This is a genomic window from Pseudomonas sp. KnCO4, assembly GCF_045344305.1.
Classification (GTDB): domain Bacteria; phylum Pseudomonadota; class Gammaproteobacteria; order Pseudomonadales; family Pseudomonadaceae; genus Aquipseudomonas; species Aquipseudomonas anuradhapurensis.
On sequence record NZ_CP174199.1, the window covers coordinates 3,135,757 to 3,161,369 of the forward strand.

26 protein-coding genes are annotated in these 25,613 nt (G+C 65.2%); 12 read left to right on the forward strand and 14 right to left on the reverse strand.

Going from position 1 to position 25,613, the window contains the following annotated elements; translation table 11 throughout:
- The first annotated feature begins 2 nt into the window (after positions 1–2).
- A complete protein-coding gene (locus ACJA3S_RS14705; protein WP_406819042.1) occupies positions 3–884 on the forward strand; it encodes a hypothetical protein in 882 nt (293 codons plus the stop codon).
- Here ACJA3S_RS14705 and ACJA3S_RS14710 read toward each other — a convergent pair.
- Positions 868–1,683, reverse strand: a complete 816-nt coding sequence (locus ACJA3S_RS14710; protein ID WP_406819043.1) for a class I SAM-dependent methyltransferase — start codon at positions 1,681–1,683, stop codon at positions 868–870. The genes ACJA3S_RS14705 and ACJA3S_RS14710 overlap by 17 nt on opposite strands.
- 227 nt (positions 1,684–1,910) lie before the next feature.
- Positions 1,911–4,097, reverse strand: a complete 2,187-nt coding sequence (locus ACJA3S_RS14715; protein WP_406819044.1) for an OsmC domain/YcaO domain-containing protein — start codon at positions 4,095–4,097, stop codon at positions 1,911–1,913.
- Between the two features lie 245 nt (positions 4,098–4,342).
- Between ACJA3S_RS14715 and ACJA3S_RS14720 the strand changes: the two genes are divergently transcribed.
- From ACJA3S_RS14720 to ACJA3S_RS14735, 4 genes are all read left to right on the forward strand, one after another.
- The gene (locus ACJA3S_RS14720; protein WP_170030265.1) at positions 4,343–4,798 is read left to right on the forward strand and encodes a (2Fe-2S)-binding protein; all 456 of its coding nucleotides are present in this window, start codon (positions 4,343–4,345) and stop codon (positions 4,796–4,798) included.
- Entirely contained in the window at positions 4,798–7,050 is a 2,253-nt protein-coding gene (locus tag ACJA3S_RS14725; RefSeq protein ID WP_406819045.1) for a molybdopterin cofactor-binding domain-containing protein, read from the forward strand. The genes ACJA3S_RS14720 and ACJA3S_RS14725 overlap by 1 nt, the downstream gene beginning before the upstream one ends.
- A 17-nt stretch (positions 7,051–7,067) precedes the next feature.
- Entirely contained in the window at positions 7,068–8,411 is a 1,344-nt protein-coding gene (locus ACJA3S_RS14730; RefSeq protein WP_406819046.1) for a c-type cytochrome, read from the forward strand.
- A 134-nt stretch (positions 8,412–8,545) separates the two neighbouring features.
- Positions 8,546–9,565, forward strand: a complete 1,020-nt coding sequence (locus tag ACJA3S_RS14735) for an XdhC family protein (RefSeq protein WP_406819047.1) — start codon at positions 8,546–8,548, stop codon at positions 9,563–9,565.
- Positions 9,566–9,691: 126 nt separating this feature from the next.
- On the opposite strand, the gene ACJA3S_RS14740 is transcribed toward ACJA3S_RS14735, so the two are convergent.
- The 4 genes from ACJA3S_RS14740 to ACJA3S_RS14755 all read right to left on the reverse strand — a co-directional run bounded on the left by ACJA3S_RS14740 (position 9,692) and on the right by ACJA3S_RS14755 (position 11,826).
- Positions 9,692–10,483, reverse strand: a complete 792-nt coding sequence (locus ACJA3S_RS14740) for a substrate-binding periplasmic protein (protein WP_406819048.1) — start codon at positions 10,481–10,483, stop codon at positions 9,692–9,694.
- Positions 10,484–10,622: 139 nt separating this feature from the next.
- A complete protein-coding gene (locus ACJA3S_RS14745; protein ID WP_170030270.1) occupies positions 10,623–11,264 on the reverse strand; it encodes a LysE family translocator in 642 nt (213 codons plus the stop codon).
- 53 nt (positions 11,265–11,317) lie between these two features.
- Positions 11,318–11,518 carry a DUF1289 domain-containing protein gene (locus ACJA3S_RS14750; protein ID WP_406819049.1) on the reverse strand — a complete coding sequence of 67 codons (201 nt, stop codon included), beginning with the start codon at positions 11,516–11,518 and terminating at the stop codon, positions 11,318–11,320.
- An 8-nt stretch (positions 11,519–11,526) separates the two neighbouring features.
- Positions 11,527–11,826: a hypothetical protein gene (locus ACJA3S_RS14755; RefSeq protein ID WP_406819050.1), complete on the reverse strand. Its 300-nt coding sequence runs from the start codon at positions 11,824–11,826 to the stop codon at positions 11,527–11,529.
- 313 nt (positions 11,827–12,139) lie between these two features.
- Here ACJA3S_RS14755 and ACJA3S_RS14760 point away from each other — a divergent pair, with 313 nt between their 5' ends.
- Complete coding sequence (locus ACJA3S_RS14760; RefSeq protein WP_406819051.1) at positions 12,140–13,888, forward strand: BCCT family transporter; 1,749 nt, start codon at positions 12,140–12,142, stop codon at positions 13,886–13,888.
- A gap of 108 nt (positions 13,889–13,996) precedes the next feature.
- On the opposite strand, the gene ACJA3S_RS14765 is transcribed toward ACJA3S_RS14760, so the two are convergent.
- Positions 13,997–14,476, reverse strand: coding sequence for a VOC family protein (locus ACJA3S_RS14765; protein WP_406819052.1), 480 nt, complete (start codon positions 14,474–14,476; stop codon positions 13,997–13,999).
- A 225-nt stretch (positions 14,477–14,701) separates the two neighbouring features.
- On the opposite strand from ACJA3S_RS14765, the gene ACJA3S_RS14770 reads away from it, so the two are divergent.
- Positions 14,702–15,352 carry a TIGR04211 family SH3 domain-containing protein gene (locus tag ACJA3S_RS14770; RefSeq protein WP_406819053.1) on the forward strand — a complete coding sequence of 217 codons (651 nt, stop codon included), beginning with the start codon at positions 14,702–14,704 and terminating at the stop codon, positions 15,350–15,352.
- Here ACJA3S_RS14770 and ACJA3S_RS14775 read toward each other — a convergent pair whose 3' ends face one another.
- A complete protein-coding gene (locus ACJA3S_RS14775) occupies positions 15,353–16,273 on the reverse strand; it encodes a LysR substrate-binding domain-containing protein (protein ID WP_406819054.1) in 921 nt (306 codons plus the stop codon). It abuts the gene before it with no gap.
- Positions 16,274–16,397: 124 nt separating this feature from the next.
- On the opposite strand from ACJA3S_RS14775, the gene ACJA3S_RS14780 reads away from it, so the two are divergent.
- On the forward strand, positions 16,398–17,132 hold the full coding sequence (locus tag ACJA3S_RS14780; RefSeq protein WP_406819055.1) for an SDR family NAD(P)-dependent oxidoreductase: 735 nt from the start codon (positions 16,398–16,400) through the stop codon (positions 17,130–17,132).
- 18 nt (positions 17,133–17,150) lie between these two features.
- The gene (locus ACJA3S_RS14785) at positions 17,151–17,357 is read left to right on the forward strand and encodes a 4-oxalocrotonate tautomerase family protein (protein ID WP_406819056.1); all 207 of its coding nucleotides are present in this window, start codon (positions 17,151–17,153) and stop codon (positions 17,355–17,357) included.
- Between the two features lie 23 nt (positions 17,358–17,380).
- Here the strand turns inward: ACJA3S_RS14785 and ACJA3S_RS14790 are convergent, their stop codons facing one another.
- Positions 17,381–18,262: a LysR family transcriptional regulator gene (locus tag ACJA3S_RS14790; RefSeq protein WP_406819057.1), complete on the reverse strand. Its 882-nt coding sequence runs from the start codon at positions 18,260–18,262 to the stop codon at positions 17,381–17,383.
- A 112-nt stretch (positions 18,263–18,374) separates the two neighbouring features.
- Between ACJA3S_RS14790 and argC the strand changes: the two genes are divergently transcribed.
- A complete protein-coding gene (gene argC / locus ACJA3S_RS14795) occupies positions 18,375–19,316 on the forward strand; it encodes an N-acetyl-gamma-glutamyl-phosphate reductase (protein ID WP_406819058.1) in 942 nt (313 codons plus the stop codon).
- Positions 19,317–19,395: 79 nt separating this feature from the next.
- Positions 19,396–20,082, forward strand: a complete 687-nt coding sequence (locus tag ACJA3S_RS14800) for a GNAT family N-acetyltransferase (protein ID WP_406819059.1) — start codon at positions 19,396–19,398, stop codon at positions 20,080–20,082.
- 48 nt (positions 20,083–20,130) lie between these two features.
- Here the strand turns inward: ACJA3S_RS14800 and ACJA3S_RS14805 are convergent, their stop codons facing one another.
- From ACJA3S_RS14805 to ACJA3S_RS14825, 5 genes are read right to left on the reverse strand one after another with little or no spacing between them, the layout of a single operon-like run.
- Positions 20,131–20,886, reverse strand: coding sequence for an ABC transporter permease (locus ACJA3S_RS14805; RefSeq protein WP_406819060.1), 756 nt, complete (start codon positions 20,884–20,886; stop codon positions 20,131–20,133).
- Positions 20,886–22,091 (reverse strand): ABC transporter substrate-binding protein, encoded by a 1,206-nt coding sequence (locus ACJA3S_RS14810; RefSeq protein ID WP_406819061.1) that lies wholly within the window; start codon positions 22,089–22,091, stop codon positions 20,886–20,888. The genes ACJA3S_RS14805 and ACJA3S_RS14810 overlap by 1 nt, the downstream gene beginning before the upstream one ends.
- Entirely contained in the window at positions 22,078–22,899 is an 822-nt protein-coding gene (locus ACJA3S_RS14815; RefSeq protein WP_406819062.1) for an ABC transporter ATP-binding protein, read from the reverse strand. The genes ACJA3S_RS14810 and ACJA3S_RS14815 overlap by 14 nt, the downstream gene beginning before the upstream one ends.
- Positions 22,896–23,960 (reverse strand): acyl-CoA dehydrogenase family protein, encoded by a 1,065-nt coding sequence (locus ACJA3S_RS14820; protein ID WP_406819063.1) that lies wholly within the window; start codon positions 23,958–23,960, stop codon positions 22,896–22,898. Before ACJA3S_RS14820 ends, ACJA3S_RS14815 begins: the two co-directional genes overlap by 4 nt.
- A 49-nt stretch (positions 23,961–24,009) precedes the next feature.
- The gene (locus tag ACJA3S_RS14825; protein WP_406819064.1) at positions 24,010–24,570 is read right to left on the reverse strand and encodes a carboxymuconolactone decarboxylase family protein; all 561 of its coding nucleotides are present in this window, start codon (positions 24,568–24,570) and stop codon (positions 24,010–24,012) included.
- A 102-nt stretch (positions 24,571–24,672) separates the two neighbouring features.
- Between ACJA3S_RS14825 and ACJA3S_RS14830 the strand changes: the two genes are divergently transcribed.
- A complete protein-coding gene (locus ACJA3S_RS14830) occupies positions 24,673–25,584 on the forward strand; it encodes an AraC family transcriptional regulator (protein WP_406819065.1) in 912 nt (303 codons plus the stop codon).
- The last annotated feature ends 29 nt before the right edge of the window (positions 25,585–25,613 follow it).

Genomic DNA, 25,613 nt, shown 5'->3' on the forward strand with positions numbered 1-25,613 from the left:
CCATGGCAACCATATGGCTATTCAGCCCTAATACAAAAACCAACATAGAGCCAAAAATCTCAGGGCAGTTAGTCGATACGACCAAGTTCATTCTGCGCCTGCGGAACCCATGGGTTACAGACTCAGTATTCATGGGCAAGATGTATACAGCAATGTGTATATGCACAGCGCTTTTTACCTACCCGCTGCTTCTCGATGACTCGACAAACTACGAACTTGATGGTGCCTACGAATTTCTTGCCATGCAGATTATCTTACCGTTCACATTTACTCCATTCTTGGCCTACAGGATATTTTATATAAAAAACCTCTCAGACATCTACCTCAATAGGCTTACAAGAAAAATCTATTACAAGCGAGTAGGAAAGTTATTTACCTTTGGCTGGAGCAACATCAGAGGCGGCTTATTCAAACGCAGAGAATTCGGCGGTTCTTCCTATTCCACGAGCTACGCCTTAGCCTTCGCCCCACGCCGAGCAGACGGCAGCCTCCACCAGAAAGACTGCCTCTGGGTCGACAGCAACGAACCCACCGACTCCGACGTCCAGCACGTCGCCGAAGTATGGGAATATCTGCGTCACTTCATGGACCATGGCCCGGACAAACTCCCCCCTCCCGGCGAACCCAACTGGTGGCACAAGCCTCTGCACGCCATCTGCCTGACCCCGGCCGAAGCCTGGCGCCACTATGCCCCTTGGCGAACCGGCGAACCCGGTGAAATGCAGGGCAAGAAGAACTGGCAACTACCGTTCTGGGCCGTGCTGTTCCCTTACAACCTGACAGTTGCCATCGCTTGGTACTTCATCTGCAAACTGTTCAATGTCCAGGCTGCGCCACCACCGGCAGAGGCGTTCGAAGGAACCCCTGCTAACGGCGGCGCGTGATCACCACCTCCAGGTATTCGCTCGGCACCACGAGTGATGTCGGGCCGCCGACATTGCAGGCATTCAGCAACTCGGTCAGGTCACGCTCCAGCGCCGCAGCCGCCTCCGGCTCCAGCGAGGCAAAGGCCGTGCGCATCGGTCCGAACCAGGTGCGGAACACCTCGAGGTAATGTGCCGCCGAGCGATAGCGGAAGTTGAACAGCTGGCGGCTGACCTGCAACGCGTCAAACGCGCCTGCAAACAGCACGCGCAGTTGTTCCTCATCACCCCAGCGCGAGGGCGGCAAGGCCCCGGCAGGCGGCGGTACATGCCGCCCCAGGGTCTTGAACATCTGCCCGACGTAGCCTTGCGGGGTCCAGTTGGCCAGGCCGATCCGGCCACCGGGCCGGCACACCCGGCTCAGTTCCCGCGCAGCCTGGGCCTGGTCGGGTGCGAACATCACGCCGAAGCTCGACAGCACCGCATCGAAGGTGCCATCGGCAAACGGCAGTGCTTCGGCATCGGCGCTCTGGAACACCACATCGAGGCGCTCGGCCCGCGCCCGTTCTTCGCCGCGCCTGAGCAGCTCGGGCACATAGTCGGTGGAGGTGACGCGGCAACCGCGTCGGGCTGCGGCCAGGGTGGCGTTGCCATTGCCGGCGGCAACATCCAGCACCTGTTCGTCCCAGCGCAGGTCACAGGCCTCGGCCAGGCGCTCGCCAACGATCTGCATGGTGGTGCCGATTACCGCGTAGTCGCCACTGGCCCATATGGCTTGCTGGCGGGCTTTCAGGGCATTGGTATCCAAAGAGGTATTCATGGTCTGCGCCTTTGCAAGGTGCGCGGCCGAGGTCCTTCTGGCGGTCAACGCGCCATGGATTGAGGGGGTAGAAGCAAAACGCTACGCGCCTGGCAGGCGAAGCGACAAGACAGATTGGGGATAGCGGCTATTTGAAAGCGATCTATACGGGCGCGCACTTGTGGAGCGGCCTTGCGTCACGAAGGGCCGCAAAGCGGCCCCCGGCGATATCAGCCAGTAACGCCTGGTCAGGCCAGCCTGGCCCGCGCCGCATGCAGCTTTTTATAGCTCTCGATCAGGCGCAAGTGGCGGTCGAGGCCTTCGAGCTTCATGCTGGTCGGGGTCAGGCCATGGAAGCGCACGCTGCCATCGACCGAGCCCAACACTGCGTCCATGCGCGAGTCGCCGAACATACGCCGGAAGTTGGCCTCGTAGTCGTCCATTTCCAGCTCGTCGTCCAGCAACACTTCCAGCACCACGTTCAAGGCCTGGTAGAACAACCCACGCTCGACGGTGTTGTCGTTGAACTGCAGGAACGCCTCGACCAGTTCCTTGGCCTCCTCGAAGCGCTGCACTGCCAGGCAGATCAGCAGCTTCAGTTCAAGAATGGTCAGTTGGCCCCAGACCGTGTTTTCGTCGAACTCCACGCCGATCAGCGTGGTGATGGTGGTGTAGTCATCGACATCGCAGTTGTCCAGGCGCTTGAGCAGCAGCTTGAGGGCGCGGTTGTCGAGGCTGTGCAGGTTGAGGATATCGGCGCGGAACGACAGGGCGCGGTTGGTGTTGTCCCAGATCAGGTCCTCCACCGGGTAGATTTCCGAGTAACCCGGCACCAGGATGCGGCAGGCGGTGGCGCCAAGGTTGTCGTACACGGCCATGTACACCTCCTTGCCCAGGTCTTCGAGGATGCCGAACAGGGTCGCGGCCTCCTGCACGTTGGAATCCTCGCCATGGCCGGAGAAGTCCCACTCGACGAACTCGAAGTCGGCCTTGGCGCTGAAGAAGCGCCACGACACCACGCCGCTGGAGTCGATGAAATGCTCGACGAAGTTGTTCGGCTCGGTCAGCGCGTGGCTTTCGAAGGTCGGCTGCGGCAGGTCGTTGAGGCCCTCGAAGCTACGGCCCTGGAGCAATTCGGTGAGGCTGCGCTCCAGCGCCACTTCCAGGCTCGGATGGGCACCGAACGAGGCGAATACGCCACCGGTACGCGGGTTCATCAGGGTCACGCACATGACCGGGAACGCGCCGCCCAGCGAAGCATCCTTGACCAGCACCGGGAAGCCCTGCTCCTCCAGGCCCTGGATGCCGGCAACAATCGCCGGGTACTTGGCCAATACCTCCTGCGGCACGTCCGGCAGGCACAGCTCGCCTTCGAGGATCTCACGCTTCACCGCCCGTTCGAAGATTTCCGACAGGCACTGCACCTGCGCTTCGGCCAGGGTATTGCCGGCGCTCATGCCGTTGCTGAGGAACAGGTTCTCGATCAGGTTGGACGGGAAGTACACCACCTGCTGGTCGGACTGGCGCACGAACGGCAGCGAGCAGATGCCACGGGCGGTGTTGCCCGAGTTGGTGTCGTACAGGTGCGAGCCGCGCAGCTCGCCGTCCGGGTTGTAGATGGCCAGGCAGTGCTCGTCGAGGATCTCCACCGGCAGCGCGTCCCGCGGGCCCGGTTTGAACCATTGCTCGTTCGGGTAGTGCACGAACGGCGCGTTGGCCAGGTCCTCACCCCAGTACTGGTCGTTATAGAAGAAGTTGCAGTTCAGGCGCTCGATGAATTCGCCCAGCGCCGAGGCCAGCGCGGCTTCCTTGGTCGCGCCCTTGCCGTTGGTGAAGCACATTGGCGACTGGGCGTCACGCACGTGCAGCGACCATACGTTGGGCACGATGTTGCGCCACGAAGCGATCTCGATCTTCATCCCCAGCCCGGCCAGGATGCCCGACATGTTGGCGATGGTCTGCTCCAGCGGCAGGTCCTTGCCAGGAATGTAGGTGCTGGTGTCCGACACCGGCATCAACAGGCCCTGGGCATCGGCATCGAGGTTGTCGACCACTTCGATGACGAACTCGGGGCCGGTCTGTACCACCTTCTTCACGGTGCAGCGGTCGATGGAACGCAGGATGCCCTGGCGGTCCTTGTCGGAGATGTCCTCGGGCAGCTCGACCTGGATCTTGAAGATCTGGTTGTAGCGGTTTTCCGGGTCGACGATGTTGTTCTGTGCCAGGCGAATGTTTTCGGTCGGGATGTTGCGGGTCTGGCAGTACAGCTTGACGAAGTAAGCCGCGCACAAGGCCGAGGACGCCAGGAAATAGTCGAACGGCCCCGGGGCCGAGCCATCACCTTTGTAACGGATCGGTTGGTCGGCGATCACCGTGAAGTCGTCGAACTTGGCTTCGAGACGGAGATTGTCGAGAAAATTGACCTTGATTTCCATGCGGGATTACCGTGATTTAAGCGTGCAAAACGAAAGTGGCCGGCATTATCCGGGTTTTCACCGCGGAAGTCCTGTTTGCGCGACCAGCTTGCGCATTCCACCGGATTACTTGCCTGATCCTCTGAATCTGGACTGTCCAGCAGATCAACGGTCAGCCCCCTGTGCTAGCGTTTTCGGACTGGGGAACAGCGTATTCCCCGACCGCAAAGACAGCGCGACAGTAACCGTAGACGGGCAGGTGAACCATGGAACTACGCATCAACCAGAAGACCTACCAGGTCGAGGCAGACGCCGATACACCCTTGCTGTGGGTGATCCGCGACGACCTGGGGCTGACCGGCACCAAGTATGGCTGCGGCCTGGCCCAGTGCGGCGCCTGTTCGGTGCTGGTGGACGGCAACGTGGTGCGCGCTTGCGTCACGCCGGTGGCCGGTGTGGTCGGGCGCGAGGTGACCACCATCGAGGCGATCGAGGCCGACGCCGTGGGCAAGCGGGTGGTCGCGGCCTGGGTCGAACACCAGGTTGCCCAGTGCGGCTATTGCCAGTCTGGCCAGGTGATGGCGGCCACCGCGTTGCTCAAGCACACGCCCAAACCCAGTGACGCGCAGATCGACGCGGCGATGGTCAACCTGTGCCGCTGCGGCACCTACAACGCCATCCACGCCGCCATGCATGACCTGGCTCAAGGGGAGAAGGCCTGATGCGCACGCCCATCGATACACCTGCAGACGAACTGCTCAAGTTGCAGCACGGCGCGACCCTCAACCTGTCGCGTCGGCGCTTTCTGGCCGGCACGGCGGTCGGCGCCCTGGTGCTTGGCTTCGGCCTGCCGCTGGGCTCGGCCCGCGTGCAGGCAGCGGCCGCTACCAGCGCCGAACGCGGCACTCAGGTACCGGCATTCCTGGAGATCCGCCCGGACGGCACGGTACGCCTGCTCAGCCCGTTCATGGAAGGCGGACAAGGCCCGTTCACCGCCATGGCCCAGATCGTCGGAGAAGAACTGGATGTCGACCCGGCCAGGTTCGTGGTCGATAGCGCGCCGCCTGGGGAAGCCTATGTAGTGATGGAAAACGGCATGCGCATCACCGGCGGCAGCATGTCGGTACGCATGAGCTACCCGACCATGCGCCGCCTGGGCGCCCTCGCCCGCGCCATGCTGCTGCAGGCAGGCGCCGAACAGCTGGGCGTACCGGTTGAGCAACTCACCACCACCCCGGGTAACGTGGTACATACCACGAGTGGGCGTTCCGTGCCCTATGGTGAACTGGCCGCACGGGCCATGGACCTGCCGGTACCCGACCCGGCCAGCGTCAAGCTGCGCGACCCCAGCCAGTTTCGCTGGATCGGCAAGCCGGTACGCCGCCTGGATGCCTATGACAAGTCCACCGGCAAGGCCGTGTACAGCAGCGACGTCAAGGTCGACGGCATGCTCCATGCTGCCGTACAGCACGCGCCACGCCTGGGCATGACCGTCGGCAGCCTGCGCAACGAAGAGCAGGTCAAGGCCATGCCGGGTGTGCACTCGGTGCATCAGCTGCCTGGCGCCGTGGCGGTGGTTGCCGAGCGCTGGTGGCACGCCAAGCGTGCGGTGGAAGCCATCCAGGTGGACTGGCAGGAGCCTGCCGCCGACAGCCCGGTACGGCCGATGCCGGCCGACTTCTCCAGCGATGGCTGGCGCGACCACCTGGCCACGGTCGAAGCCCCGGCCCGCGACGAAGAAAACCAGGGCGATGTGGCCGGCATGCTGGCCAGTGCCAAGACCCGCGTCGAGGCGACCTACCACAATCAGTACCTCAACCATGCCCAGCTTGAGCCACCCTCGGCGCTGGCGCGATTCAACGCCGACGGTACGCTGGAGGTGTGGCTGCCCAACCAGGCGCCGGACATGTTCCGTGACGATATCGCCCGGCGCACCGGCCTGGCTCCGGCACAGATCACCCTGCACTCGCCGTTGCTGGGTGGTTTCTTCGGCCGCCACTTCCTCTACGACTCGGCCAACCCCTACCCTCAGGCGATTGCCTTGGCCAAGGAGGTCGGCCGCCCGGTGAAGCTGATCTGGAGCCGCGAGGAAGAGTTCCTGCGTGACGTACTACGTCCGGTGGCGGTGGTGAAATTCCGCGCCGGGCTGGATGCCGACGGCCTGCCGGTGGCCCTCGAAGCCGTGAGCGCCACCGAAGGCCCGACCGAAGCCCTCGCCGGCAAACAGGGCGAGAAGCTCGACCCGACTGCGCTCGAAGGGCTGTCGGGCAAGGCCTACGCCATCGCCAACAAACGCATCGCCCAGGTCTACGTCAAAGGCCCGGCCATGCTTGGCTACTGGCGCTCGGTGGGCAACTCGCTGAACGACTTCTTCTACGAGTCGTTCCTTGACGAGCTGGCCGACAAGGGCGGCAAGGACCCGTTCGAACTGCGCCTGCACCTGCTACGTGACAACCCGCGCCTGACCACCCTGCTGCAGGCGGTCGCCGAACTGTCCGGTGGCTGGAAGCGCGGGCCGTTCACTGCCGAGGACGGTAGCAAGCGTGCACGCGGCGTGGCCATGGCCTCGCCGTTCGGTTCGGAGGCAGCGGTCATTGCCGAGGTGTCGATCGAGAACGGCCAGGTCAAGGTGCACGACATCTGGCAGGCCATCGACCCGGGCAGCATCGTCAACCCGGCGATCATCGAGCACCAGGTCAACGGCGCTGTCGCCCTGGGCCTGTCGCAGACGCTGCTGGAAGAAGCGGTATACGTCGACGGCAAGCCACGCGCGCGCAACTTCGACCTGTACCCGATCCTGCCGCCCTCGCGCATGGCCCGGGTACATGTGCGTATCGTCGAGAGCGGGGCGAAGATGGGCGGTATCGGCGAGCCACCGTTGCCCGCCGTCGCCCCGGCAGTGGTCAACGCGGTCGCGCAACTGACCGGCCAGCGCGTGCGCAGCCTGCCGCTGAGCCGCCATACCTTCAGCTGACCGCACAAGGACGCAGCATGACCCATCGTTTCGCAAGAACCGCTGGCTGGCTGGCGTTGCCGTGCCTGGTCGCGGCAGGCCTGCTGGCCTGGTATGTCACCCGCGAGCCGGTTTCGCCGTTTGCCGGCGCACCGGCCACGGCCGCCGACCCGGCGCTGGTCAGCCGTGGCGAGTACGTGGCCCGGCTCAGCGACTGCGTGGCCTGCCACAGCGTGCCGGACGGCAAGCCGTTCGCCGGCGGGCTGGAAATGGCTACCCCGCTGGGTGCCATCCATGCCACCAACATCACCCCCGACCGCGACACCGGCATCGGTCGCTACAGCCTGGCCGACTTCGACCGCGCCGTGCGCCACGGCGTCGCGCCCGGTGGCCGGCGGTTGTACCCGGCCATGCCCTACCCGTCCTACGCCAAGCTTGGCGATGACGATGTCAAGGCGCTTTACGCCTTCTTCATGCTCGGTGTGCAACCGGTGCCACAGGCCAACCAGCCCGGTGCCATCCCCTGGCCGCTGAACCTGCGTTGGCCCATCGCCGTGTGGAACGGCCTGTTCGCCACCAGCACGCCATACGCCGAGCAGGCCGGCCAGGATGCACAGTGGAACCGCGGTGCCTACCTGGTCCAGGGCCCTGGCCACTGCGGCAGCTGCCACACCCCACGCGGCCTGGCCTTCAACGAGAAGGCCCTGGATGACAGTGGCAAGCCGTTCCTCGCCGGCGCCCTGCTCGATGGCTGGTACGCCCCCAGCTTGCGCGCCGACCACAACACCGGGCTGGGGCGCTGGAGCGAGGCGGAAATAGCGCAGTTCCTCAAGACCGGGCGCAACCGCCACGCCGTGGTATTCGGTTCGATGACCGAGGCCTTCAACAATTCCACGCAGTTCATGAGCGACGACGACCTGGCCGCCATCGCCCGCTATCTGAAGTCGCTGCCCGGCGACCCGCAACGCGATGGTGCGCCGTGGCAGTACCAGGCCGAATCGGCAGCGGCACGGCTCGATAGCCCTGGGGCGCCTACCTATGTAACTCGCTGTGCGTCGTGCCACGGCCTGGATGGCAAGGGCCAGGCCGAATGGATGCCACCTTTGGCCGGCGCTACTTCGGCACTGGCCAAGGAAGCCGCCTCGGCGATCAATATCACCCTCAATGGTTCGCAACGGGTGGTGACGGCCGGGTTGCCCGATGCCTATCGCATGCCGGCCTTCCGTGAGCAATTGAGCGAGCAGGACATTGCTGATGTGCTGGGTTTCGTGCGCAGTGCCTGGGGGAACAATGGCGGTGCGGTGAACGCGCAGGCGGTGGGCAAGTTGCGCGGGCATACCGACCCGGCCAGCAGTAGCCCGATCATTTTGCACATGCGCTGAAATGGGTAATGCCTGTACCGGCCTCTTCGCGGGCTTGCCCGCTCCCACAGGTATCAGGACTGTGGGGTCCCTGTGGGAGCGGGCAAGCCCGCGAAGAGGCCGGCACAGCCAACATCAGGTTTAATGGAGTCCCCATGGAAAGCATCGATCTGCTGGTGCTGCGCACCACCCGCGACTGGCTCGCCGCCGGTCACCGCGCCCTGCTCGCCACCGTCGCCCGCACCTGGGGCTCGTCGCCACGCCCGGTGGGCTCGATGATGGCCCTGCGCAGCGATGGCCGGGTGGTCGGCAGTGTCTCCGGTGGCTGTATCGAAGACGACCTCATCCACCGCTACACCACCGCCTATGGCGGCCCTGGCATGCCCCATGGCCTGCCGCAGCTGGTGCGCTACGGCGTCAGCGCCGACGATGCCCACCGTTTCGGCCTGCCCTGCGGCGGCACGCTCGAACTGGTGCTGGAGTTCGCCCCGTCGCTGCCGCAGCTGGAACAGCTGCTGGCTGGCCTCGACAGCGGCAACCTGGTGCGCCGCGACCTCGACCTGCGCAGCGGCACGGCCAGCCTCGCCGCCACCAGCACGCCCGAGCTGTTCAGCTTCGATGGCCAGCGCCTGTGCCACACCCTCGGCCCCGGCTACCGCTTGCTGCTGATCGGTGCCGGTGCGCTGGCCGAATACCTGGCGACCATGGCCCTGTTCAATGGCTTCAGTGTTTCCCTGTGCGACCCGCGCCCCGAGTACCGGGCGGGCTGGAACCTTGCCGGGGTCAATCACCTGGCCGGCATGCCGGACGACGTGGTGCGCGCCTTTGCCCCGGACTTGCGCAGCGCCATCGTCGCCGTCAGCCACGACCCCAAGCTGGACGACCTGGCCCTGCTCGAAGCCCTGCGCAGCCCGGCGTTCTACATCGGTGCGATTGGCTCGCGACGCAACAGCCAACTGCGCCGTGAGCGCCTGATCGAACACTTCGGCGAAAGCGAAGCCTCACTGCAGCGCCTGCATGGCCCCATCGGGATCTATATCGGCAGCAAGACACCGGCGGAGATCGCGGTCAGCGTGATGGCCGAGCTCCTCGCTGCGAAGAACGCCGTCAGCCTGCCCGGCGCGGTCAATGTGACCCGGGCCAAGGAAGCCGAGCAGCTATCACGGACCGTGTAGGAGCGGCCTTGCGTCGCGATGGGGCGCGAAGCGGCCCTGGCAATCTCCGCTGCGAAGCTGAAAACCAGGGCCGCTTCGCGCCCCATCGCGACGCAAGGCCGCTCCTACAAGGGCCACGCAGAGGGCCTACTGCCAACGCTCCAGGTTCTGCTGCAACAGCTGTTCAGGCAACGCGCCGGCGACGATCTTTTCCATTTCCCGCGCCAGCGCTTCACGCAACTGCGGCTGGTTGCAGGGCGAGTGATGCGACATCGCCAGGTACAGCCCTTCGCTGGAAATCGGCGGCTCCAGCACCCGCACCGTGCCGGCGATACCCAAGCTGCGCACCAGGGCCATGCCAGGATACTGCTCGTACACCACATAATCGCTGCGCTTGTGCAGCAACTTCTCGAACGCCTGCCTGGCGCCGGGTACTGCTTCGAGGGTGAGGTTGGCCCTGGCGTAGTCGTCGAACTGCTGGCCATGGCTGTTGCTGACCAGGATGCCGCCCTTGCGGCCTTTCAGGTCGGCCCATTGCTGGTAGGCGAAGCCACTGTCCTGGCGCACCCAGACCACACTTGGGGTGTGCAGGAATGGTGGGGCGATGAAGTCCATCTGTTGCTGGCGGGCCTGGGTCAGGAAATACCCGGCCATCAGGTCGATACGGCCGGTGCGCACTTCTTCCTGCGCGCGCGACCACGGCCCGGTATAGATCAATTCGATTTCCAGCCCCAGCTGCTTGCCCAGGTATTTCAGCAGGTCGGCGTTGACACCGATCAGTTGCTGCGGGTTTTGCGGGTCGCGCCACAGATAAGGCGGGTATTCCGGGTTGCCGGTGGCCGTCAGCCGCCGGCATGGTTCATCTGCTACTGCCACCAGCGGCAGCAGCAACAGGCACGGCAACAGCCGCAAGGCGTGGCGAAAGCAACGCTCGATCATGGACAACCCTCGGTCGGCTGCAGCATCTGTCTGTGCGCGCCATGAACAGTCTGGAACACCTGCGCTCATCCCGCTGGCCGTCTGTCGGCCAGCACGGGTGGCCCGAAGCGGCAGGCGTCACGCCTGCACCACCCGTACCTCAGGCGCCCTGCCGGCGCATCGCCAGGATCGCCGCGCCAAAGCCGATGAAGGTGGTGCCCACTACCCGGCTTACCCAGCGTGACAGCGACGGCCGAGTGAGCACGCCCTTGGCGCGTGCCGCCAACGCGGCATACAGGCTCAGCGAAACCAGCGACAAGGCCACGAAGATCCCGGTCAGGATCAGGAACTGTGGCAGCAATGCCGCGCCCTGGTCGATGAACTGCGGGAACAGCGCGGTGAAGAACATGGTCGCCTTGGGGTTGGTCACGGCCGTGAAGAAGGCCGACTTGTACAGTTTCAGCGGCGTCGGTCGTACCTTGGGCACCCCTTCTGCACCACCCTGTGCCAGCATCGGGCTGGTTTTCAGCAATTGCCGCGCGCCCAGGTAGAACAGGTAGCCGGCGCCCAGAATCTTCACGGCATTGAAGAGCATTTCAGAACTGGCCAGCAGTGCGCCCAGCCCGAGCATGGCTGCAGCCGACAGGCAGAACAGGCCCGAGCCATTGCCCAGCGACGACCAGATCGCGCTGCGCTGGCCGTGGGCAAGGCTGTTGTTGATGGCCATCAGGGTGGCAGGGCCAGGGCTGGCGATCGCGATGGCCGCGACCAGGGTAAAGGCTAACAGCGAGTGAGAATCCATTTCAGGCTCGTCAGACAACAAAACAGGAAGGGCCGCGTGCAGGGTACGCAGGTTCAGCTGGCATTCTGCCGCTTGGCCGCCTTCTTGGCGATAGCTTTCATGCGCGTGGCCGCCCGCTGCACGGTGGCCATCTTCTCGGGGCGCTTCATGCCGCGCCATTTGCGGATTTCGTCGCGGGTGCGGCCACAGCTCAGGCACAGCTCGCTATTGAGCTGGCACAGCGAGACGCAAGGGTTGTCGATGTCTTTGGCCATGCTGCCACTTAGCCAGGCATGGCTGCCCGCGCCTGTGCGGCGGCGCCCTGGAACACCTGGCGTACGTCCTCGGCCTTGCTGACCGGCAGCTCGTCGACCACGCGCAGGCCCTGGTCCAGGGCGATGGCCAGTTGCTCGCTGTCGGAGGCGTCGGCGATATCACCCAGATAAGGAGCGATGAGGTACACGTAACGGTCCTGCAGCTTGAGCGCTTCCAGCGCATCGAGGGCTTTCTGGAACCGATCGGCAGCGGCTGGGCTCATGCTCAATTTATCGAAATGAATCAGGCTCACGCGATCAGTGGCCATGTTGACGAATCTCCGTTTCCTGGTACGGCCAGGCCCACGCAGCAGCGCTTCTACGGTGCCTGGATGGGCGGGCCCGGTTAATGCCCTTCAGGGTACCAGAACGCGAAGCAGAAAGGGCCATCACCCCCAGAACTAAAAGTATTTGCCAGGTCGCGCAATGGACGCCCCACGGCGCTGTCGGGACAGGCGTTGGCATTTCCTGCGCAGGATAATCGCGCCAGCAGTTTCCCGCCGAGGCAATGCGCGAGCCCGGTAGCCCATACGACAACAAGCCTGCACCAGCAGGTAAGCCAGAAAAAGGGCCCTGAAATTCATGGCAAAGGAACACATCACCGAAACGCTCGACCTTGGCGTGACAGACCCCTCGAAAACCGCCGAAGCACGCCAGGACCGGCATTTCGAGGGCAAGCTCGACTGGATCGTCTTTGGCTTCACCAGCCTCCTGGCAATCGCTTTCGTCCTGTGGGGCTTCCTCAACCAGGCCAGCCTCGCCAGCAACGCCTCCAGCGCGCAGTCCTGGGTCATCCTCAACTTCGGCTGGTTCTTCGTGCTGACCTCTACCCTGTTCGTGGTGTTCGTGCTGTGGCTGGCCGCCAGCCGCTACGGCCGGGTACCGCTGGGCCGGGATGGCGAACAGCCCGAGTTCCGCACGGTGTCCTGGGTGGCGATGATGTTCAGCGCCGGCATGGGCATCGGCCTGATGTTCTTCGGCGTTGCCGAGCCCCTTTCGCACTACGTGTCACCACCGCCAGGGGCAGCCGCTGGGCAGACCAGCGAAGCGATGCAGGTGGCCATGGCCACCACGCTGTTTCACTGGACCCTGCACCCATGGGCCATGTACGCCATCGTCGGCCTGGTGATTGCCTACGGCACCTTCCGTCGCGGCCGCTCGCAGCTGATTTCCGCCGCCTTCCGGCCGTTGATCGGCAAGCATGCCAATGGCCCGCTGGGCCGCATGATCGACATGATGGCGATCTTCGCCACGCTGTTCGGTTCGGCCGCCTCACTCGGCCTGGGCGCCCTGCAGATTGCCGGCGGCCTGGAATACAACGGCTGGATCGACAACCCCGGCAAGCTGTTCTACATCTCGGTCATCACCCTGCTGACCATCGCCTTCGTCACCTCGGCGGTTTCCGGCATCGGCAAGGGTATCCAGTGGCTGTCCAACACCAACATGGTGCTGGCCCTGGCGCTGGCGGCGTTCGTGTTCATGGTGGGCCCGACCCTGCTGATGCTCAACCTGTTGCCGACCTCGATCGGCATCTACATCAAGATGCTCCCGGAAATGATGGCCCGCACCAATGCCAGCGGCGGCGAGCAGATGAACAGCTGGCTGGCCGGCTGGACCGTGTTCTACTGGGCCTGGTGGATTTCCTGGACGCCATTCGTGGGCATGTTCATCGCCCGCATCAGCCGTGGCCGTACCATCCGCCAGTTCGTCACCGGCGTGTTGCTGGTACCGAGCCTGGTCAGCCTGGTGTGGTTCACCATCTTCGGCGGCGCGAGCATCGAGGCCCTGCGCGAAGGTGCCTTCCAACTGGCCAATGGCGCAGTCAACAGCAACCATGCGCTGTATCAGTTGCTGGCCAGCTACCCGCTGGCCTCGGCGACTTCGGTGCTGGTAATGATCCTGGTGGGCATCTTCTTCGTCTCGGGGGCCGACGCCGCCTCGCTGGTGATGGGCACACTGTCGGAACACGGCACCACCACGCCATCGCGCCGCACGGTGATCTTCTGGGGCGCGCTGACCGGTACGGTGGCGGCGATCATGCTGGCCATCGGCGACCCACGCGACCCCGGCGAGGCGCTGACGGGGCTGCAGAACCTGACCATCGTCGTGGCCCTGCCGTTCGTGGTGGTGATGGTGCTGCTGTGCCTGGCGCTGTACCGCGACCTGCGCAAGGACCCGATGATGCTGCGCCACCTGCGCGGTAACGAACTGATCGAAAAGGCCGTGCTGTATGGCGCGGTCAAGCACGGCGAGGAGTTCTACATCGTGGTGCAGGAGAAAAAGGCATCCAGCAAGGCCACGCCAGCGGCAAGCGAGGTGTCTGAAACCTGACGCGGCCTGGGTGGGGCCGATAGCCGCGAATCATCCCACCCCTGGCACCGGCTTCGCCGGTGTTCGCGGCTGGACGTGCGCCACGCGCGCGGCTACCTCCCCCTCGGCTCAGCCCTTCAGGGCGGCCTCGATCCTGGCCACATCGATCTTGCCCATCTGCATCATGGCCTCGAACGCGCGCTTGGCCGCCGCGCGATCCGGGTGGCCGATGGCTTCGATCAGGATGCGCGGGGTGATCTGCCAGGAAATCCCCCAGCGGTCCTTGCACCAGCCGCAGACGCTGGCCTCGCCACCATTGTCGACAATGGCTTGCCAATAGCGGTCGGTCTCGGCCTGGTCCTCGGTACTGACCTGAAACGAAAACGCCTCGCAATGGCTGAAGGCCTTGCCACCATTGAGCCCCACGCAAGGTATGCCCATGACGGTGAATTCGACAGTGATCACATCGCCCTGCTTGCCCGACGGGTAGTCGCTCGGTGCCTTGTGTACCGCCGTCACCCGGGTATCGGGGAAAACGCTGGCGTAGAAGGTTGCCGCCGCCTCGGCATCGTTGTCGTACCAGAGGCAAATGGTGTTCTTGGCAGTCATGGTCTTGCTCCATGAAAGAGGTGGACACTGGAGTCTAGCGCGCCGCATCAAACACCGGCGCGAGCCCGGCCAAGTGGCTGCTTCTGCAATATTCTGCAGACATTTCCGACGTCAGGTGGTGAACCTGCCGATAAAAAAACGGTCTTTCGCTGGCGGTCAACTCACCGACCGGTTCATCGGCCCAGTCACCGGGCCTACCTTTGTCCTGTTTCAGCGAAGACCAACATGCCCGATTCCCGCCCGACTGCTTCCGCCCTCACTGCCCTGCGCAGCGGCCTGATTGCCACCCTGGTGGCGCTTGCCGCACCGGTGCACGCCGAAGAGCCCGCCAGCGATGCACGCTGGGTCAGCGACAGCCTGAGCACCTATGTGCGCAGCGGCCCGACCGATGGCCACCGCATCGTCGGTACCCTCAAGTCCGGGCAGAAACTGACCCTGCTCGGCACCCAGGGCAACTACAGCCAGGTGCGTGGCCAGAATGGCGACGTGGTGTGGATTCTCAGCAGCGACCTGCAAGCGGTGCCGGGCCAGGGCGAGCGCCTGCCGCAGCTCGATGCCCAGGTCGCCGACCTGACCGGGCAGCTGAAGACCATCGACGACAGCTGGAAGAACCGTGTTCAGGGCATGCAGGAGACGCTCGATTCACGGAAAAAGCTGATCGATGAACTGCAGGCGCGCAACCAGGCATTGAACGAACAGCTCGACCAGAGCCAGTCGGACCTGCGCGATACCAAGGCCCGCCTGGGCGACGAGAACAAGCAGGTGATGATGCGCTACATGGTGTATGGCGGCAGCATTGCTGGCGCTGGCCTGCTGGCCGGGCTGATCCTGCCGTCGCTGACCCGTGGGCGCAAGAAGAACGATCGCTGGTTCTGATCAGCCGCGCGCTGAGCCGGCTTCGGCGAACAGGAAGTCGATCAATACCCGCACCCGCAACGGCATATGCCGAGCCTGCGGGTACAGCAGCATGAATGGCCTTGACGTCCCGCCATACGCGCTCAGTACCTCCACCAGCTCGCCACTGGCCAGGGCATCGGCCACGGTAAACCGGTAAGCCTGCATCAGGCCGCCGCCATGACGCACCAGCGTGGCGGTGGCGAGGAAGTCGCCCTGGCAGGTGAACGGCCCCTGGGTGTCGAGCTCCACCTGTACCCCACCCTGGCGAAAGGTCCACGCTGGGCGACGGCCTGTGCTGGGCAGCTCGAACTGGATGCACTCATGCTGCAGCAAGTCCTGCGGGGTTTGCGGGGTACCGGCACGGGCCAGGTAGCCCGGCGTGCCCACCACCACCAGCTCGGCATTCTCCAGGCGGCGCGCCACCAGACGCGAATCGGCCGGCTCGCGGCCACGAATCGCCAGGTCGAACGGTGCCTCGGCAAAGTCGACATTGCGGTTGCTGACATGCACATCCACCTGCACACCCGGGTAGCGCTGGCGGAACCGCGGCAGCAGCGGCAGCAAGCGGTGGTGGGCGTAGGGCGTGGGCGCGCTGATGCGCAAACGGCCGCTCGGCTCGACCTGCCCGCCGGTGACCTGGCGCTCGGCCTCGACCAGCTGCCCCAGCGCCTGCCGACATTGCTGGTAATAGGCCTGGCCCGCAGCGGACAGGCGCATCTGCCGGGTGGTGCGGACAAACAGGCGCACCCCCAGGCGTTCCTCCAGGCGTGCCACGCTGCGGCTGACCGCCGCCGGGGTGACGCCGGCCTCGGTGGCGGCAGCACTGAAGCTGCCCCGCTCGGCAGCCAGGCAGAACAGCTCCAGGCTGCCCAGTTGCAGGTCATCGAAATGGCGGCTCATGGCGGCTCGATTGATTACATGGTGTATCGATTGAAATACCATGCGCCGCATTTTTCAAGTAGCGGTAACGTCCTAGAGTGGCTCCACACCAAGCTCATGGCTCACTTCACTGGAGATCCGCCACATGAACACCGCACGTACCGTCATCATCACCGGGGCCTCCAGCGGCCTGGGTTTCGCCCTGGCCGAGGCCTTCCTCGAACGCGGCGACAACGTGATCGGCAACGCCCGCAGCCAGGCCCGCCTGGAGCAGGCCGCCGCCCGCCTCGGCCAGCCTTCGCGCTTCATCGGCGTAGCCGGTGACATCGCCGAGCCAGGCACCGCACAGCGCCTGTTCGCCCGCGCCGTGGAGGCCTTCGGCGGGGTCGACCTGCTGATCAACAATGCCGGCATCTTCATTGCCAAACCAGCCACGGAGTACAGCGCAGCGGATGTCGACGCGCTGGTCGGCACCAACCTCAAGGGGTTCTTCTACCCGGCGCAGGAGGCGGCGCGGCTCATGACCCGCCAGGGGCATGGCAAGATCATCGCCATCACCGCCTCCATCGCCCTGCAACCGGACACCCGCGTGCCGGCCTTGCTGCCGGTGCTGGTCAAGGGCGGCCTGAACCAGGCGGTGAAAGGCCTGGCACTGGAGCTGGCGGCCAGCGGCGTGCAGGTGAATGCCGTGGCGCCAGGGATCATCGACACGCCGCTGCATGGCGGCAACATGCAGGGGATGGGCGCGCTGTCACCCAGTGGCCGCACCGGCTTGCCGCAGGATGTGGTGGACGCCGTGCTGTACCTGGCCGACTCACGCTTCGTCAGCGGTGTCATCCTGCCGGTGGATGGCGGTAGCACCGCTGGCACCTGGCACTGAGTGGAGGCGCGAACAGCCATGCCGTATGTCCATATTCGTGTGACCGATGAAGGGGTGAGCGCGGAACACAAGCGCCAGTTGATCGAACAGACCACGCAGATGTTGCAGCAGGTGCTGGGCAAGCCGCCGGCCAGTACCTTCGTGGTGATCGAGGAAGTGCCGACCGACAACTGGGGAGTAGGTGGCGAGACGGTGACCGCGGTGCGAGCGCGAGAACGGGGGTGAAACCTGGGGGCTGCGGCAGCCCCCTACTGCCGCAGCCGCGCCAATGCCTGCAGCACATACCCGGTGGCCCGCTCCACCTGCCCTTTGCGGCAGGCGATACCCAGTTGCCGCCACAGCCCCGGGCGCAACGGCCGGCGGACGATGCGCCGGTCCAGCTCGGCCGCCTCGCCTTCCTGCGGCAACAACGTTGCCCCGTACCCGGCCCCGACCAGGCTCTTGATCGCATCGTTGTAGTTAAGCTCGATGCGTGCTTCGGGGTACAACCCTGCCGCCGCGAACCATTCGCCAGTCACCCGCGACAGCTGGGTACTGCTGTCGTTGAGGATCAATGCCCGTTGTGCCAGCCAGGCCGGCGTGACTTTGGCCGGAGGCTGCCAGTCGGCCGGTACATACGCCAGGATCGGGTCGCGCCGCCAAGGGGTGACCTCAAGCCCTTTGCCAGCCACCTGCGGCAAGGCCACCAGGCCGATATCCAGGCTGCCCTCGCGCAAGCGGGCCAGCGATGCCTGGGACGTCAGTACCTGTACTTGCACATCGACCCCCGGGTGCACGGCACGCAAATGCTCCAGCGCCTGCGGCAGCAGGTGGGCGATGGCACCGGTCGAGGCGCCCAGGCGCACCCTGCCGGTCAGCCCCTCGACCTGCCGGCGCACTTCATCCAGCGCCTGGTCGGCATCGGCCAACAGGCGCCGGGCGCGGGCCAGCAGGGTTTCGCCGATGGCGGTCGGGCGCACCTGGCCGCGGGCACGGGTGAGCAACGGCGCGCCGATGCGCGCCTCCAGCTCGGCCACGTGCAGGCTGATGGTCGGCGGCGCCAGGTTGAGCTGGCGGGCGGCCTCGGCAAACGAGCCGAGGTCGACGATCACCACCAGCGTGCGCAGGCGGTCAAGGCTGATTTCGCGCATATCAAGGGCCGTGTTGTTCAGCAAATCTGAAGGTTGCCGTCATGATATTCAAATTTCCTTTATCAACACCACAGGCGAGGATAGGCCATCCTTCCCCGAGCGGACGCTGACCATGCACACCCCTGTTGTTTTCATCGACGGTGACCAAGGCACCACCGGCCTGCAGATCCATGCGCGCCTGCAAGGCCGCCGCGACCTGAGCCTGTTGACCCTGCCGGGCGCCGAACGCAAAGACCCGCAACGTCGCCGCGAGGCGATCAACAGCGCCGACATCGCCTTGCTGTGCCTGCCCGACGATGCCGCGCGCGACGCGGTGGCGACGATCGACAACCCGCAGGTGCGGGTGATCGATGCAAGCTCCGCGCACCGCACCGCCCCTGGCTGGGTTTACGGCCTGCCGGAACTCGACGCGCAGCAAGCCGAACGCATTGCCCACAGCAAGCGCGTCAGCAACCCCGGCTGCTACCCCACCGGGGCCATCGCCCTGCTGCGGCCACTGGTCCAGGCTGGCCTGCTGCCAGCGGATTACCCGCTGAACATCCACGCCATCTCCGGCTATTCCGGTGGTGGCCGCGCGGCAGTCGAACGGCATGAGCAGCCCGGTGCCGACAAAGCCCCGACCTTGCAACTGTATGGCCTGGAGCTGGCGCACAAGCACGTGCCGGAAATTCAGCAGCACGCCGGGCTGTCGGCACGGCCGATGTTCCTGCCCGGTTACGCGGCCTACCGCCAGGGCATCGTGCTGAGCATCCCGCTGCAGTTGCGCCTGCTGCCCGGCCAGGTCAGCGCCGCGCAGCTGCAGGCTTGCCTGGAGCAGCATTACCAAGGTGCCCGCCACGTCCAGGTCATGCCCCTGCATCAGCACGGTGCAGCGCCAACGCTGGATCCGGAGGCCTTGAACGACAGCAACGACCTGCGCCTGGCACTGTTCGCCAACCCCGAACATGGCCAGGTGCTGCTGACCGCCGTGTTCGACAACCTCGGCAAAGGTGCCTCGGGTGCGGCAGTGCAAAACCTCGACCTGATGCTCGGTGCGTTGCAGCTACAAGGCTGATGGCAAAAAACGGTTAGACTACCGGGCCCGCGCCGCCACGGCGCAGGCCGTCCATCCAACCGCCGGAGCCCGCCCCCCGATGTTCATCCTGAGCCGCCTCGACAGCGTGCCGCCCGAATCTTTCCAGAACCAGATCCGCGAGCTGGTGATCCACAATGTCGGCACACTGAGCAGTGTTGCCATCAGCGCCGACAACCCGCTGTATCCGCTGTACCAGTACGGCGTCGGCATGGAGGTGCACCAGTACCTGCAGGCGCTGGACGGCAGCCGCGGCCTGGCCGTGGCGCTGACCCTGGCGCTGGATGCCGAAGCACCGGACCAGTTGCTGGGCTTTGCCCTGTCCCTGCCTGCCGAGGATGACAAACAGGTGTGTGCGCTGGCCTTCCTGGCCGTGCGCCCCAGCCATCGGCGCCAGGGCATCGCCCGCGCCCTGTTGGCCGAGTTGCAGGCACGCTACACCTGTGTCGAGCTGAATGCCTTTGCCAGCCAGGTGCCGTGGTTCGAGGCCATGGGCATGCAGGTGGTGGCCGCCAATGGCCCGCAAGTGCTGATGAGCAGCACCGGGCGCGCCAGCGGTGCGCTGATCGGGCGCCTGGATATCGCGCCGATCTACCAGACGGCCGAAGTGATGCAGATCCATACCTACCTGCTCAACCAGCAGGGTGAGGATGCCATGCTCGAAGCGGAACAGCAGCGCGATGAGCGGCTGGATGAGCTGACCGCTCAGGCACAGGCGTGTGTGCGCCAACGCCTTAGCGTGCACTGATCCAACGGCTTGTTCGCGGGCTTACCGGCGAACAAGCCCCATGGTTCTTCAGCCATGCACCCAGCGCCGATGCAACCCACGCGCCAGGGCATCCAGCACGAACCCCAACACCCCGATCAGCAACACCATCGCCATCAGTTCGGAATACGCCAGGCGGTCGCGGGTATCGAGAATGAAGTAGCCCAACCCGGCGCTCACCCCGAGCATCTCGCACGGCACCAGCACGATCCACAGAATGCCGATGGCCAGGCGCACACCGGTGAGCACATGGCCGATCACCCCCGGCACGATCACCTTGCACAAGGTTTCCCAACGGGTGGCACTCAAACTGCGGGTCAACTGCAGCCAGCGCGGATCCAGCTGCCGGACCCCGGCGGCGGTGTTCAGCAGGATTGGCCACAACGCGGCAAATGCCAGCAGGAAATAGATCGGCTGGTCACCCACCCCCATCAGCATCACCACCACCGGCATCCACGACAACGGCGAGATCATCCGCAGGAACTGGAACGCCGGCGTGGTCGCGGCCTCCAGGTGCCGGTAGCTGCCCACCAGCAAGCCCAGCGGCACCCCGATCAGCAGCGCCAGCAGCAAGCCGATCAGGATGCGCTTGAGGCTGACCCAGATATGCCCGTAGACCTCGCCCTGCCCCAGCAACTCGGCCAGGCTGGCCAGGGTCGCCTGGGGCGAGAAGCGTGCCGACAGGCCATCGGCCGCGCCGAATACCTGCACGCCCGCCCACCACAACAACAGCAACCCCAGCAGCCCGGCCAGGCCGAGGCCGACATGTACGACATGCTTGCGCATCAGACCGCGAACTCCTCGCTACGCTGGTAGTTCTCGGCAATGCCGAACACCGAGGGGCCACCGACGGCGGCGATGGCGTTGCGCACGAAGCGATCGTCAACCAGGTCGCGGGCGGTGTGCGCCGGGTCCAGGCTGGCAAGGAAACTGTGCTCGCCCTCGATCAAGGTGTGCTTGAGGCGCTTGACCAGCTCTTCGGTATAGCTGGGGTACGGGTAGGGCTGGAAGTCGATGCGCTTTTCATCCCACTGCTGATGTTGAATCGCGCCACTGGCAATGTAGCCGGCGCGGTCGTCGGCAGCCGGCGCCAGCACCTTGGTCAGCACCGCCGGTTCATGCGGCGTGTACTTGTTGGGGCCGGCCTTGGACAACAGCGCCGCCGCTTCGGCGCGGTGGTCGCGGGTCCATTGCTGGGCCTTGACGATGGCATTGACCACCTTCTGCGACCACTCCGGGCGGTTGTTCAGGTCATGTTCATGCATGAACACCACGCAGCAGGCGTGGTTGCGCCACACATCGCCGGTGAAGCGCTGCACACGGCCGACCTTGAGGTTCTCGGCCAGGGCGTTGAACGGTTCGGCGACGATATAGCCGGCGATGCGCTTGCTGGCCAGGGCCGGCGGCATGTCCGAGGGCGGCAGCACCAGCAGGTTGACCTCGTTGGCCGCTAGTTGGCTGTCGGCGGGCTTCGACACCGGCGTCAGGCCGTTGTCGCCGAGCATCTGCTGCAGCACCACATTGTGGATCGAATACCAGAACGGGATGGCTACGGTCTTGCCGCCCAGCTGCTTGATGTCGGTGATGTCCGGCGCCACGGTAAGGCCCGAGCCCCCCACATGGTTCCAGGCCACCACCTTGGCCGGCACTTTGCTGGCATAACGTGCCCACACGGTCATCGGCGACAGCAGGTGGATGACGTTGACCTGGCCCGAGATGAACGCCTCGATCACTTGCGCCCAGCTGCGCAACAGCACCGGGCGCTCGGCCTTGATGCCTTCGGCCTCGAACAGGCCGTTATTGTGCGCCACCAGCAACGGCGTGGCATCGGTAATCGGCAGGTAGCCGATGCGCACCGGCGCGTCGGGCTCGGCGGCGGCACGGGCCTGCAGGCTGGACAGCAGCGGCACGGCCCCGGCAGCCGTCAGCATGGCGCTGAGCTTGAGGAAATCACGACGCGAGGTGGAGGAACAGCAGTCATCCATGCACATGTGCAGGCTCCGAAGGCAACGAGGTAGAGGAAGGTGCAGCGGTGCGGCTGGCCCGCCGAAGGGTCTTGAGAATCTCGATTCGCAGTGCGCCCAGTTCCTCGACCCGCTGCGCGCGCGGTTGTGGCAGGTCGATGTGCCATTGGCCGAGGATGTGCGCCGGGTGATCGCCCAGCAGCAGCACCCGGTCGGACAACAACAAGGCTTCGTCGATATCGTGGGTAATCAGCACGGCTGCGGTGTTATGGGTGGCTATCAGTTGCAGCAGCAATTGCTGCATGTCGGCACGGGTCACTTCGTCGAGCGCGCCGAACGGCTCGTCAAGCAGCAGCACCTCAGGCTGGCGCGCCAGGCAGCGTGCCAGCGCGGTGCGCTGGGCCATGCCGCCGGACAACTGCGCCGGGTACTGGTTGCGCGCATGGGCCAGGCCCACCGCGCCGATCGCATGGTCGATGCGGGCCTGGCGCTCGGCTGCGGCCAGCTTGGGCTGGCGGGCGAAATCCAGGCCAAAGGCGACGTTCTTTTCCAGGCTCAGCCAGGGCAGCAGGCTCGGGTCCTGGAAGGCCACCGCCAGGCGTGGGTGGGGCCCTTGCAGCGGCTCACCGTGCAGGGTCACGCGGCCGCCATGCGGCTGCTGCAGGCCGGCCAGCACCCGCAGCAGGCTGGACTTGCCCACCCCACTGGGGCCGAGGATGCTCACCACCTCCCCTGGCGCCAGTTGCAGGTCGAAGCGCGCCAGCACTTGCTGCCAGCCGCCGTCGCGTGGGTAGCCCAGGCTGATCTCGCGGGCTTCGAGCAATGCCTGGCTCATGCGCTGGCAGCCTGGCGATGCAGCTCGGCCCTCAGCTGCACCAGGCTTGGGGTAACGATCGGCACGAACGCCGACTCGCGCCAGCGGCGGGCGAAACCGGCACCGAACTCATCGAGGTACGCCTTGCCGCCGCTGGCTTGCAGCTCCAGCTGCACGGCATCGGCAGCACATTCAGCGAGGGTGATGCGCAACTTGAACAGCGCCGCCGGCTGGCTCTGGAAGCGCTCTTCGAGCAACCCCTGCTTGAGCTCGGCCACGGTGTTTTCCAGGCGCTCGTCGAGGACCTGGCGATGCTCTTCGAGGAACGACAGCCGCCCATGGAGGTGATCGTGCACCTCATGCAGCGAACGCCGCGCCAGGCCGATGGCCATGCCGCACTGCAAGGCAAGAAACGCCGGGCGCACCTTGGGCAGGAACGCGCGGGCGTTGTCATGTAGCAGCCAGTCACGGCCGAGCTCTACCTGGTGGAACGCCAGCGCTGCGGTATTGCTCGATTGCAGGCCCATCAGCTCCAGGTCATCAGAACGCTCCAGCCCCTGGCTGTCGGAGGGAATGGCCAGGACGAAGGGCGAACCGCCAGCATCGTCCTCGATGGCTGCCGCCACCACGAACCCGCTCTTGCGCAGGTTGGTCACCCAGTGCAGCCGCCCTTCCAGTGTCCAGCCCGCCGCCCCGGGGCGGCCACGCACTTGCAGCGCCTCGATCCCGGAGAGGAATTTCATGGCGTTGGACAACCCGGTGGCCCCCGCCAGCTCGCCGGTCAGCAGGCTGGGCAGCAGGCGCTCGCGCAGGGCCTGGTTAGGGCTTTGCAGCAAGTATTCGATAAACGCCCGCTGGCCCCAGCAGACGAAGGCTGCGGCCAGTGAGCGGCTGGCGATGGCGGCGATGGCCTCGACCGCATCGGTGACCGTGCCACCGTTGCCCCCCAGTGCGGGGTCGACGCCAATGCGCAGCAGCTGCGATTCGGCGATGTGCGCCAGCACCCGTTGCGGGTCGCACTGCCCTTGGTCGATTGCCTCGGCATTGGCATCCAGCCATTGACGAAATGCAGCATCAAGCATGTCCCTACTCCTTTTGATATCGCAGGCGCCACCAGCGCCAGGCGCACAGTTACGCGGTTGGCTGCCAGCGGTACTTGCTCAGCTCGTCATTGAGCGGCGTCTGGGCGAACACATTAGCAAAGTTGCACAGGGTTGCGAGGCTCACCCCCAGAATCACCTCCAGCGCATTCCCTTCGCTGAAACCGGCCGCGCGAAAGGCCTGGTAAGTGGCCTCGCTGACATTGCCACGGGTGGCGATCACTTCGCGGGCGAAGGCGGCCAGGGTTTCGTAGCGCGCATCCGGCAGTTCGCCACGGGCCCGCAGGGCATCGACCACCGCCGGCGGCAGCTTGGCCTTGTTCAGCGCCACCGCGGTATGGCCGGCCACGCAGAAGTCGCAGCCATGCTGGGTGGCGGCAATCAGTTGCACCACTTCGCGCTCGGCCAGGCTCAGCTCGGCCTTGCCGTTGAGGGCCGAAACGGTCACGTAGGTTTCCAGTGCCGCCGGGGCGTTGGCCAGCACCCCCAGCAGGTTGGGGATGAAGCCGGAATTCTGCTGGGCATTCTCGAGGAACGGGCGGGCCGCTTCCGGGGCGCTGTGCAGGGTGTGTAAAGTAATGCGCGACGACATGCGGTGGTCTCCTGTGATGGGTGTCACTACAGTCTGTTGGTTATAAGCATTACCCTCCATATTCATCAGTCGCCTTTCCTTGCTCTTGAGTCTTTGCCTTAGATGATTTCGTCCAGCCACCTTGTCGATGGGTTATTAGAGGGCCTGGAACTCGATGCCAGCCTGTTTCATGTCGGCCGCTATTGTGGTGGCTGGCACGCCAGCACCCAGGGCATGGGCCGCGCCAGCTTCCACCTGGTGGTGCAGGGGCATTGCTGGCTGCACATCGACGGCCAACCCGCTGCCATACGCCTGGCAGCCGGCGATGCGGTGTTCCTGCTGCGCGACCTTGGCTATCGCCTGGCCAGTGAACCGGACCTGGCCGCTGCCTGTGCCCAGCCACGCCAGCCCATGCAGCCACTGGACACCGAAGCGGTCGATGGCGTGGGGCTGGTGTGCGGCTTCTTTCACTTCAAGCCGGGTTTGTCGTCGCTGATCGTCGAAGGCCTGGCCGACTGGATACTGCTGCGCGCCGACGAACCGGCTGGCCATGCGGCGCGGGCGTTGTTCGAGTTGATTTTGGAGGAATGCCGGCGTCCCGCCGGCCCGTCGCAAACCTTGCTGGAGCGGTTGACCCACCTGCTGTTCCTTTATGTGCTGCGCCAACAGGTACATACCGGGCAGCCATTGGGCGGGTTGGTCGCGCTTGCCCGCCAGCCGGCCTTTGCCGGGCTGCTGGCGCAATTGATAGAGCAACCGGGGCAAGCCTGGACGCTGGCCAGCATGGCGGCCTGCACCGGGTTGTCACGCTCGGCTTTTTTCAAGCGTTTCAATGAACTGTCCGGGCAGTCCCCAGGGCAGGTACTGCTGGCGTTGCGCATGCGCCATGCCAGCCAGTTGCTGCAGGCGGGACACACCGTCGAGCAGGTCGGCGCACAGGTGGGGTATCAATCGGTTGCGGCGTTTACCCGGGCGTTCGCCAAGGCGGTGGGTATGCAGCCGGGGGCGTATCGGCGCCAGCATGAAGGGCGCTGAGCCTTGTTGCGCCGGTACTGCCCCTGTTG